Below are 11151 nucleotides of genomic sequence, written 5' to 3'. Positions count from 1 at the left end.
CAGCCGGGAACCGACCCCGCCCGAATCGTCGTCGCCGGAGCCAGCGCGGGCGGCGACTCGCCGCGGCCCTGGCCCCGCGCGCCCGAGACCACGGGCCCGTCCGGCCAACGCTGCAACTGGATCGGCCGCAAACCCGGTGACGACAGCCCCGAGATCACCGAATACGGCGAGACGATGGCCGATTTCGTCATCGACCAGTTCGAAGTCGACCTCCGCATCTGGGCACACCAGCGTTACTCGGACCCACCTGCGTTGTCACGCAAGGAATCCAGGGATTCACCGCGGTGCGCGAATGGGCGAGGCAGTTCTACACCGCCTGGCGGGGCCACCGCGCCCGCACGACCCGGCAGCGGCGCGGTCGCACCCCGGCCGCGGGCGGTCACCGGCACTTACTGGCACACAACAGACGACATCACCCTCCCTCATGACAGAAAGGCGTCTCGCCGTGAGCTCTTCCGGCCAGGTCCGAGTCTTCCAGTCGCCACCGGCAACCTCGGCACCGAAATGATCAGCCGCATCCGCGAGCATCGCGATCTGGATCTGGTTGGGCTGCAATGCTGCTCGCCCGAGAAGATCGGGCGGGACGCGGGAGAGATCGTCGGTATCGAGCCGGTCGACTTCGATCACCAACCGACCGCCCGAAACCGCAGGTCGTCCCCATTCCCACGTTCACAACGCCCCGCCGAGGGCGCCGTGAACATGGAAATGACCGGCTCTCCGGACGCGATCATCGCGACCCTCACATTGAGTACATGCCCACGATCACCAGGTGTTTTCCAGTTGCCCATGTTTTGTGTGCCCCGCCGAGGGCTCCAACCTGCGACAGTCAGCTGGATGACATTGCTACGACAGATCCGTGCGATGCCGGACCCCGAACATGCCACAGCACGCGTGCTCGGCGTCGACGATTTCGCGCTACGCCGCGGACACCGCTACGGCACGATCCTCGTCGATATCGAAACCAGGCGGCCCATCGATGTGCTCGCCGACCGCACCAGCGACACGCTCAGCGCCTGGCTGCACGCCCATCCCGGTGTCGACATCATCTGCCGCGACCGCGCCGGTGCGCGATCAGCCTGCGGCTCGGTCTCGCCCGCGCCACCGTCCGGCGTCCGGCCCGCGCGTCCACCCCCGACGAGCTGATCCGGGACTCGGCCGGCAAACAACGACCGAGCGTGCTGGACGAGTTCAAACACCCTAGTCTGCTGCACCTTGGAACGAAGGGTGCACCAACACGCGCGAGCTGCTCACCGAGATCCGAGCACGAGGATATCGCGGCAGCCGAACGATCCTGTTCGACTTCCTGCAGCCACTGCGCACCGCCCAGCGCACACCCCGGCTCCCAGCCAAGCCCTTATCGGTCCGCCGCTTCGTTACCTGGCTGATGAGCCATCTCACCACACTCGATCCCCACGATCGGCAACGCCTCGACACCGTGCTCGACGCCAGTCCGGAACTCACCGCTCGCCGGGCAGGTACGTGCTTTCGCGGTGATGATGCGTGAGCGACGTGGCGGCGAATTGGACGCGTGGATGACCGCAGTCGAATCCGACGACCTACCAGCGCTGCGCTCCTTCGTTCGAGGCCTGCGGCGTGACTACGACGCCGTCCGCGCCGGTCTCACCCTGCCCTGGAGCAGCGGCGCCGTCGAAAATCCGAACGTAACTCGGTGGCGTCCACTACCACATACGGAGGACGGTCGAATCTCATGGCCTGCTCAATCCGTGCAGCAGTATGTTGCCCACGCCTGTCTTGAGCGGCTCATGAGCGCGTGGACGGTCCCCTGCGTCGTGAGGGCTTGATTGCGCCGGGAATGACGTCTTTGCCGAGATGCTCCTTGATGAGATACTTCAGTTGCGCGCCGTCGATCAGCTGGATGCGATTGTGTCGTCGCGCGAAATCGTCGCTGGCCTTGCCGAACCATGAGGTCGTCACCAACACCCCGCGACTGGCGTGCTTGTCCTCCATGACACCTGCCAATGCGCGCACCGCATCGATCTCGACCACCTTTTTGTAGCGCTTGGCTTGAATGACACACTCGCCGCCCATGACAGGGTCGGGGTTGATCGCGATGGCGTCGACACCATCGTCCTTGGACGGCTGGGTGACCCACGACTGCATACCTATTGCTTCGAACAGCTCTCGCACCAGCTGTTCGAAGTCCTTCCACGGCATCTCCACTAACACGGGTCGTGAATCGAGCTGGCTAGCCACATCAACCGAGTCGGTCCGCTTGTAGCGAGATAGGTCCGGGTCGAAAATCGGTCGAACCGGCTCGAGATCCCAAGGATGTGGGGAAACGATCGCGTTCAAGTGCTGCTGTAGGCACGCCACAGGATCCAACTCGGTCAGCACCAGATCCTCAAACTGCGCGCGAGTCGCGGACACGCTGATCAAGACGTGATCCTCCGGCCGCCCAGTGGCCTTGTTCCGCCCGGCGACCACGCCGTTGACCGCGACTTCCTCGACCAGAGAGCCCGGCCGCACAGCAAAAGCATCCCGCATCGTGAGCAACACGAGTCGGCCGAGCAGATCCGCATAACGTTGCTGCACTTCTTTGGGCGAACGAGCAGAACTCACAATCTCATCGCGCTCGCGGACGTAACGGTATTCTCGCTCTGGTGGGATGACCTCGATCCCTGGAAGCCTCCGGTCGATCAACAGCCGCCGAGGCTGTGACTGATACGCGACCTCGACATCGATCGGCAGGTCCACAGGCAGTCCCGCTGCCTTGAGGAACACTTCGAAGCACTCCTCGACCGCAGCCGGGTCCGCTGCTTCGAAGCGTTGCCGGAGGACTTCCAGCTGAGCGTTGCTCTGCTCGACTTCCTCGGCTCGAACCCGCTCGGCGGCCTCATGGCTTCTCACGACCGCATCCCACGCAGCCATCCGATGTTCTTCTCGGCTCATGTGCTGCGCCAGAGCCTCTTCGAAATCCGCCCGCTTCTGCTCGACCTGCCGCTGGTACCCACTACTCCGCACGCGCTGCCAGCCCGTCGGTGCCGGTGGTGCGAACTGCTCCCACACCGGCGCAGGACTGGCGGCCGCTAGCTCGGGCCCAGGGGTGAACGGCCGCGGTTGGAACTCGTTCCGTAGCAGGTCGGTTGGCCAGAGCACCTCTGTGGGAACGTAGCTGGCCAGAAGCGAGGCAAGCTCCTCGACTCGTTCACGAACCATACGAGTCCGGTGTGCAGCATAGGCACGCCGCTGCTCGACGTAGCGGACCTGCTGCTCCTTGGCGGCACGGGCCGATGCCAGCTCGGCGGCCTTGACGGCACGCTGCTGCTCCCGCGCCGCCTGCGCCTCAAGTCTCTGCTGCCGCTGAAGAATCCGCTGCTGCTCCCGCTCGCGCATCCGCAACTGATGCTGCAATTCCGCGAAGAATCCCCGACGCCGAGCCATCGCCAACCCCCGATCACGCCTACGACCACCTCTGTACCGATCTACCACAGAGCGCGGCCAGTGCGCGCGAAGTCAGTCGAGTTACAAGGTCAGGTGGACCGCTCCCAATGGCCCGTGGGTTTTGACGTGACCCCGTGAGGTCGGTCCACCTGATCTGGCCCCCGCTCAGGAGGCCGCGGTTACCAGAGTTGAGGCAGACTAACCCGCGGGGGGTTACGATGCCGAGATCCTTTCCGCCGTCGGTGCGCCGACAGTCGGTAAATGCTGATCCTCAGGCGCCGCTGATGCGCCCGAGGACGTCGGCTGCGAAGGCGCGGTTGTGATACGGCGCGTACGGTCCACGCCCCTTGGTTACAAGGAGCTCAGCGAGGCGTCGGGTCGCTGCGGCGAGGGGCAGGCCGAAGAACTGCTCGTCGGCGCCTTCGTCGGAGACGAACCAGTCGACGACGATCCCGTCGCCGCCCGCAGAGGCCAGTCCGGTGCGCTGAAAATGCAACAGTGGAAAAGTGTTCTCCAACTGATCCAGGGTGCGGAGGGTCTCTCCGGTGAGCGCGTACTCCGACATGTACATCGCGATGCGGTAGTCCACGATGCCGTTGCCCTCGAGGAACCGCTCGACATACAGCACTTCCATCGGCCCGACGTTCAGCGTGAACAGGCGCTGACGCGCGGCGGTCCTGTTCGTGGCGGGTAGCGCACTCAGCGTCCACCGGTCCACCTCCCCGCTGGCGGGGTCGTCGAACGCGTGGGTGAGGTAGTCGGCGATGAGGTCGACTGCGGGGTCGTAGAACGGGTCCTGCTGTAGCTCGGCGAAGTTCTCGTCGCTGGCGCAGCGGTGGAGTGTGTTCATGGGAGTCCTAGGGTCATTCGAAGTAATCCTCGTCGACCTCGACGACCGTGAAGGTCTGTCGCGTCTGGACGCCGACGCCGTAGCGGATCATCAGCTCGGCGAGGCGCCCGCCGTCGATGAGGATGACGCGGGTGCCGATGTTCTGCGCGTACTCGCGGGCACCCGACGTGAAGGCGCTCGTGGTAATGAAGACGCCACGGGCGGCTCCTACGCCGTGCAACGCGCCGACGAACGCCTGGATCTCCGGCCGACCGACGGTGTTGTCCGCGGCGTAGCGCTTGGCCTGCACGTAGATGCGTTCGAGGCCGAGCGGGTCCTGATCGATGACGCCGTCCACTCCCCCGTCACCGGACCCGCCGATCCGGGCGGCCCGGCCTTCGGTGCCGCCGTATCCCATGGCGACGAGAACGTCGAGTACCGAGTGTTCGAGGAACGCCGGATCCTGCGCGCGCAGCCGTGCCAGCAGGTCGGCGGCGACCTCGGAATGGAGGCGTTCGACACCACGCTCGATCTGCTCGAGTGGGTCGACTACTTCGTCGGCGACATGTGTGTCGGCTACGGCGTCGCCATTCGAGGAGCCTGTCCGCGCGGGTGTGTAGTCCTGATACTGGGGTAGCGCTTTCAGGATCTTCTCGGTGATCCCTGCGGGGTGAGCTTCGAGCAGAGCTCGGCCCGCATCGGTGATGACGAAGGTAGCGCGGGCCGGTTTGTCGATGAGCTTCGCGCGGTACAGCCCGCTGAGGGCCCACCCGATCCGGTTGTCAGCGCGCCCCTGCCCCGACGGCAGCACCTCGGCCCGCTGCTCGGCTGTCAGCCCGACATGGTCCTCTACCGCCGTGTGGAGGTCGCGCTTGCGCCAGATGTGGCCGTCGGCGAGGACTTCCAGTACCGGCGTGAGAAGGCCCGACCACACCGGCATCGCCGACACCGGCGCGGTCACAGCTCGCCTCGGAAGCGGGATTGGAGGGATGCGAAGAGAGGGTCGAGTTCAGCAAGGGCGGTGCGGTGGCACGCACCTATCGACATGACGCTTTCCGAGGTGAGCACGAACTGACCCTAGACTTGGGTTGGTGGCACTACAATTGGTGCCGACTTCACCTGCGCTGCACTGATCGTGTTCAGTCCCGACGTGGTCTTCGCCGAGCGAAGATGGGCCTACGCTCTCCAGCGGAATCCAGCTCGTAGGCGGCCAACTGCTGATGGATCACGTCATGGCACCGGACACGAATAAAACGGTTCTGATGCGTAGCCTCCGGAATTGATCCATCCCATACGGCTACTCTCCCGATCTCGTGGGCGATGCCGTGGCCTTCCCCAACGAGCAGGCTCCCTACTTCAAGCCGGGGGACTTCGCCGCGGTGCTTGGAACGCCGCGATAGACCGTATCTCGGCCGATAGCTATCCGTGAATTTCGGTTGTACATCCGTGCCAGCTCGCCTTGGCTGCACCGGCGCCAGCAGACCCCAACCAACACCGGACCCACAGCCTCTCGCAGCACCGCCATAGCGGTATGGCGCAATACGCGAGGTCGGTCGGTGAGATGGTACGCCGAGGGCGGACCGGCCGAGGCTACGTAGTCTCACGAACTGCGACCGTTCTCCTGCATATACGTGCAGAATAAGTGAGCATTGCGTGCCGTCCTGCTCGAAAGTTGTTGCCATGATGCGCAATTGGCGAACTTCCCCTGGAGCTTGGCTGTAGCCTTCTTGCGATGTGCCTGTCAGGGGTCGGCGGGCGGAAGGGTGGGAGAAGTGAATCGCGGCTGGCATTCGCAAGAGGTTCGTCGTCAACAGGTGTACGACGCGCTCAATGCGCTGCCAGGGCTTCCACCTGGTTACCGGAGCGTGTTCGCGGGCATGCTGATGGAGCGGGGGGCGTATCTGCTGGTGCGCGATCCCATCGTCGACGTTCCGACCGGCCGAGCGCACGCGCTGCTGGTCGGCCGCGGCGGGGTGTTCGCGCTGATATTCACCACCACCGCACCTACTAGCCAGACGATCGACGCTGTCCGTGCCCGCACGCAACGGCTCTTCGACAAGCTGACGGTCGGGTCGAATGTGTTCGTGGCGAGCACGGTTCGAGTGGCATTGGTCGTGCCGGTGGGCACCGATCTCGGCCATGTCGACAATCGAGTGGTCGTCGCCGACGAACGAACGCTGCGTCGCGCGTTCTTCGCCGGACGTGTACTCGAACAGCGTGACGCCGAACACGTCTCCAAAGCAGTCGCCGACAGATCCGAATATCGTCCCGTACACATCGCAGCGACCGGCACCGATGCCGAACCCGAAGCGGAGGGACTGTTCGAGGAAAACGATGCCATCGCCGATCAGCGCGAGCGTGCTCTATCGGAACCGCTACTGACCTGGCTGTCGTTCCTCGATCCCGATCAGCTGAGCCTCGTGCGGCGCAACTACAATGGCCCCGCACGCATCATCGGACCGGCTGGAACGGGAAAGACGGTGGTGGCGCTGCATCGACTGGCGCGCATCGCACGAGAGAGCACCGGCAAACTGCTGTTGACCAGCTTTGTGCGCTCGCTCCCTGCTTGCCACAGGACTCCCTTCACCCGGCTAGCTCCCGAAGTCGTCGATCGCGTTGAGTTCATCGGACTACACGCGTGGGCGAGCCAGTTTCTGCGGCTGCGGGGCAAGCCGGTGCGTATGGAACCTGTGCGGGCGCGCACAGCACTGTCACTGGCATGGGCGCATGTGGGCGGTGAAAACGGGCCACTCGCCGACATCGAGCCCAACCTCGAATACTGGGCAGACGAGATCGACCGCTTGATCAAAGGCCGTGGTATCACGGACTACAACGATTATGCAGCACTGGTCCGCACCGGGCGTGAGGGCTTGGCACTGCGTCGTGAAGATCAGCGCCCCTTGGTGTGGAAGCTCTTCGAGGAGTACGAGCGAATCCGCTGCGAACGTGAGGTCTTCGACGCCAACGACCTGATCGCCGCAGCGTTGGCGGAGCTCCGCCAACGACCGCTTGACCCACCGTATTCAATGGTGGTCGTCGATGAGGTGCAAGACGTAACGTTGATGGGCTTGCGACTGGTCGGGGAGATTGCCGCCAATACCCCCAATTCCCTGCTGTTCGTCGGCGACGGTCAACAGCAGGTATATCCCGGTGGCTGGCGGCTCTCGCACGCCGGGTTCGACGTTCGCAACCGCAGCGAACTCTTGTCCGTCAATTACCGCAATCGAGCAGCGATTCTCGCTTACGCCAAGGGAATCGACGCCCGCAACACGGTGGACGACCTTGATGGCGGTACCGGTGTGACGCTGCGCGACGCGCGCGGCGTCCTCGATGGCGGGCACGTCGATCAATGGGAAGGACCCGACAACCAGATCGATGCCGCGCTCACCACGGCGATCCGCGCACTCGGGGCACCCAACGGCCACGTCGCCGTGATCACCCGCACCAACACCGAGGCGAATCGTTTCCGGTGGGTGCTGAAAGCGGCGGGCATCCCGATCCAGCTGCTCGAAGACTACAACGGCAGCTATATTGACGCGGTCAAGGTCGGCACCGTCCAACGCGCCAAAGGACTGGAATTTCCAGCGGTCTTCCGCCCGGTGCTGCCAGGCGAACGCCCCCGCCGACGGACCGCGTCACAGCAGGACACCGACGAACTCGCCGCCCGCCGCCAACTGGTCGCCGTAACCCGCGCCCGAGACTACCTCTGGCTCGGAATAGTCGACGGGGCACTGCCCGTACTAACCGACAGCGGTGGACGGTGATGCAGGTCATCGGCGTGTACGGCGGGAGTCTGTATCCAGATGTCGTAGCAGCGCCGGATATCCCTGGCTCGCCGCTGCACCTGCACCCGCCGTATCACCCGGTTCGACACGAGTCGGCCCGAACACAGCCCTGCGTTGGACCTCGGCGCCATGGGCAGAAACTACAGAACCTGTCGATATACTCTCGACGCGTCCGCGGTAGCCGGAGGGGGAGATCATGACGACAGGTGACACACCGCTGCATGTGGTGCCAGAGGAAGTGAAGGCGGTCGGCAGGTTCGCCTATGACGTGGCCGAGCAGCTGAGGTCGGGCTCGGTGTCGTTGGACCGTGAAGTTCAAGCGCTGTTCGGTAGCTGGAAGGGCAGCGCCGCCGATGCGTACCGGGCCGGTTGGGACGACATGCAGGACGGCGCGCTGAAAGCGTGGGACGCACTCACCGACCTGGCAGCAAAGCTCGGTGTCACCTCCTCGGCGTTCCAGAACCGGGACGACGCGAACGCGTCGTCACTCAGCTCGCTGCAGTTGGACTGACGACATGTCCGCCCAGTTCGAGTTCGACCTCGATCACATCGACCAGGTGACCGCCCGCGCCCGCGGCTTCAAGGAGTTCTTCGCCGACCATCTCGATCAATTGGAAAGCCGCGTGCAGGAGCTGGTGAACGCCGGGCGATGGACGGGCGAAGCAGCAGCAGCTTACGCCGAGGAGCATCAGGACTGGATGGCCGCGGCGCGTGAGTTGCTCGACGGACTGGCGCAGATGGAGCAGGCGGCACAGGCAGCCCGCGATTCCTACGCGAACGCGCTGGATGTGAACCGGCGAATGACGGGGGGATGACATGGCCGTTGTCGCACCGCAGTCGTACTACACCGCTGCGGACGCTTGTTACAAGCTGTCAAAGGAGTTTCAGGCCGCCTATAACCCGTTGCAGACAGCTCTTCTGGAAACCGGCGGTATGGCCGGAAGCTACCAAGCTGTGAAGGCGTGGTCCGTCAGCTACGACGAACGCGCCGGCGCCTTCACCACCGCAGCGACCAACTTCGCCAGGGCCCTGCAGCATTTCGGCGATATCCTCATCGCGTCCGGCTACAACTGGGAATGCGCCAACTATGCGGCCAATCGTGATCCGAACAAAGGGGTCGGCCCATCGTGTCCGCGCACGATTCCGTCCGAACTGCCTTATGGCGCTGAGGTTGTCGTCGGTGTGGCGTCATCGAGAGACAACGGTAGTGGTCTCGAGTCCGAATTCCCCGAGTTGTACGAGAAGGTCATTGCCAAGCTTGGGGGCGGTGAGATCCCCGACGGCGACACCGAGAAGCTGGATCGTGCCGCCAAAGCGTGGAAAGCATTCGCTGACGACAACACGATCTTCGGAGCGGAAGCCCGGCTGCGCGCCGTTGCCGACGGGTTGGCCAAGTTCGACGCACCCGATATACAGAACCTGACCGACCACCTCAGGACACTGTCGAAGAACGCCGGCGAGATCAAGCTGGCGGCCGACGATCTCGCCGGTGCGACTGCCAGCCACCACGCAGCGCTTGTCGGCGTCCGTGCGGACATCAACACCCAGGTGGCGGCGACGCTAGTCGCCGCATCGGTCGTGATCGCTGTAACCGTGGTGTGGATTCGCAATCCCAGAGCCGCAACGGTGGAAGGCCCCGCCCTCGACAGCGCCGCGACGGCCATCGCACGTGTAATCGGAACGTTCTTCACGGCGTTGAGCGGAATCAAGTTCAGCGCGGCAGCACTGGCTACGACCGCGCTGGCCACCATCACTGGACTGACTATCCTGTCCATCGCCGGTGATGCGACGTTCAATTCCAACTACAAGCCGCCAGCCAATGCGTATGACCCTAATGGGCCGAAGGCCCCGGGCCGTCCGGGCGAGGCGGAAGGGTTCGTGCCACCTAAAGACGGTGACAAGTGGGTTCCCAACCCGAACGGTAAGGGGTCCGGCTGGCTCGACGCGGATGGGCGTGTGTGGGTGCCAACCGGTCAAGGCTCGACAGCGCACGGCGGCCCGCACTGGGACGTGCAAGAGAAGAAAGGTGGTTATACGAACGTGTACCCAGGCGGGAAGTCGCGATGAACAGCACCGGCACCGTGGTCATCGAGGCCACCGGCGTCACTTACTACTCGCCGCAAGACGAGGCGGCGTTCTTCGGGTGGCTCGACAAGATCTCCTGCATCGAGTCCTACCAAGGACGGGTGCGCACCTTGTACCTCACCGTAGATCTCGACGCGGTCGATGAAGACGGGTTGCGCGAGATCGTAGCGCTCTACCGCCGGTACAACATCGATCTGAAGGAATTACGGGTCCTCGACGCGGACCGGGTCGGCCCCTGGTTCAGTGACCCCGATCGCTGGTGGCACGCGGAAGTCTTCGAATAGCAGCCGATCCGGTTTCGGTTCCGACCACCTTCTTGCCGGGCGGTTGTCGGCGGCCCACCATTCCGACGGGAAAGACACCGCCGTCTGGCCCTCACGCCAGGGGCAGGATCTGTCGTTGATGAAGCACGTGTGCGTAGTGGTCCACTCCCCCTCCGGACACGTTTTGTCATGCATCCTCTGCAAATTTGCGGAGGATGCGTTCTTTTCAGGCCCTCTGAGATGGTCTGGACACCGCAGATCCGCAAATTTGCGTAGTTAGTCGGTCAAAAGCGGAGGCGCTGACACGGGTGGGCGGTTCGATCGGTCGGGAATGGGGTCCTGTAGGTGCTCAGAACGCCCTCTCAACCGGAAGCCTTCGTCGCTGGGTTCACGAATCAGCGGCAAAGTTTCTTCCATGCAGCTGTCCGCGAAGGGATCCGCGGCTAGCAAGGGGGCGGGCGGCTGCTGGGAGCTGGTGGATGGTTCAGCGATGAATCTCCCAGGCGTTCGGTTCGCTGAGCCGGAAGTCAGCGCCGCAGTCGATGATCACCGTGGATTCGGGCAACTCGGCGGCGATGGCCGCGGACTGGCCGCGCGGCAGGCTGAGGAAGACCACATCGTGGCCGGCCGGTCCGGCGGCCGTCGTGCGTGCGAGCACCCGGTCGGCCAACGGTGACTGCGCTCACCGAATCTGGCTCTGTCCCACTTTCGATGATGGGCGGGTGTCGATTGTGTTGGGGTGCTGGGTATTCCGGTAGAACTGCGGAATGTGGTTGCTGATGGTGCA

The 11151-nt window shown here is 64.1% G+C and carries 9 protein-coding genes and 3 pseudogenes; 8 read left to right on the top strand and 4 right to left on the bottom strand.

What is annotated here, in order from left to right:
- Positions 1–117: 117 nt before the first annotated feature.
- The 3 genes and pseudogenes from ACIHAX_RS07715 to ACIHAX_RS07705 form a co-directional block, all read left to right on the top strand.
- Positions 118–333, top strand: a pseudogene (locus tag ACIHAX_RS07715) (2Fe-2S ferredoxin); the annotation flags it as partial.
- A gap of 91 nt (positions 334–424) precedes the next feature.
- Positions 425–615: pseudogene (locus ACIHAX_RS07710) on the top strand (dihydrodipicolinate reductase); the annotation flags it as partial.
- A gap of 219 nt (positions 616–834) precedes the next feature.
- Entirely contained in the window at positions 835–1143 is a 309-nt protein-coding gene (locus ACIHAX_RS07705; protein WP_397276688.1) for a transposase, read from the top strand.
- 618 nt (positions 1144–1761) lie between these two features.
- Here ACIHAX_RS07705 and ACIHAX_RS07700 read toward each other — a convergent pair.
- The 3 genes from ACIHAX_RS07700 to ACIHAX_RS07690 form a co-directional block, all read right to left on the bottom strand.
- Positions 1762–3372, bottom strand: coding sequence for a restriction endonuclease (locus tag ACIHAX_RS07700; protein ID WP_397276379.1), 1611 nt, complete (start codon positions 3370–3372; stop codon positions 1762–1764).
- Positions 3373–3673: 301 nt separating this feature from the next.
- Entirely contained in the window at positions 3674–4252 is a 579-nt protein-coding gene (locus ACIHAX_RS07695; protein ID WP_397276376.1) for a hypothetical protein, read from the bottom strand.
- Positions 4253–4265: 13 nt separating this feature from the next.
- Positions 4266–5171: a restriction endonuclease gene (locus ACIHAX_RS07690; protein WP_397276686.1), complete on the bottom strand. Its 906-nt coding sequence runs from the start codon at positions 5169–5171 to the stop codon at positions 4266–4268.
- 874 nt (positions 5172–6045) lie between these two features.
- Here ACIHAX_RS07690 and ACIHAX_RS07685 point away from each other — a divergent pair.
- The 5 genes from ACIHAX_RS07685 to ACIHAX_RS07665 all read left to right on the top strand — a co-directional run bounded on the left by ACIHAX_RS07685 (position 6046) and on the right by ACIHAX_RS07665 (position 10385).
- On the top strand, positions 6046–7995 hold the full coding sequence (locus ACIHAX_RS07685) for a UvrD-helicase domain-containing protein (RefSeq protein ID WP_397276374.1): 1950 nt from the start codon (positions 6046–6048) through the stop codon (positions 7993–7995).
- A 217-nt stretch (positions 7996–8212) separates the two neighbouring features.
- Positions 8213–8527 carry a WXG100 family type VII secretion target gene (locus ACIHAX_RS07680; RefSeq protein WP_397276372.1) on the top strand — a complete coding sequence of 105 codons (315 nt, stop codon included), beginning with the start codon at positions 8213–8215 and terminating at the stop codon, positions 8525–8527.
- Positions 8528–8531: 4 nt separating this feature from the next.
- Positions 8532–8831, top strand: coding sequence for a WXG100 family type VII secretion target (locus ACIHAX_RS07675; protein WP_397276370.1), 300 nt, complete (start codon positions 8532–8534; stop codon positions 8829–8831).
- Position 8832: 1 nt separating this feature from the next.
- Positions 8833–10083 carry a polymorphic toxin type 37 domain-containing protein gene (locus tag ACIHAX_RS07670; protein WP_397276368.1) on the top strand — a complete coding sequence of 417 codons (1251 nt, stop codon included), beginning with the start codon at positions 8833–8835 and terminating at the stop codon, positions 10081–10083.
- A complete protein-coding gene (locus ACIHAX_RS07665; RefSeq protein WP_397276366.1) occupies positions 10080–10385 on the top strand; it encodes a hypothetical protein in 306 nt (101 codons plus the stop codon). The genes ACIHAX_RS07670 and ACIHAX_RS07665 overlap by 4 nt, the downstream gene beginning before the upstream one ends.
- 475 nt (positions 10386–10860) lie before the next feature.
- Here the strand turns inward: ACIHAX_RS07665 and ACIHAX_RS07660 are convergent.
- Positions 10861–11037 (bottom strand): annotated as a pseudogene (locus ACIHAX_RS07660) (N-acetyl-gamma-glutamyl-phosphate reductase); the annotation flags it as partial.
- Between the last annotated feature and the right edge of the window lie 114 nt (positions 11038–11151).

It is taken from the genome of Nocardia sp. NPDC051929, assembly GCF_044548645.1.
Lineage (GTDB): Bacteria > Actinomycetota > Actinomycetes > Mycobacteriales > Mycobacteriaceae > Nocardia > Nocardia sichangensis.
This window is presented reverse-complemented; position numbering and strand designations above follow the sequence as displayed.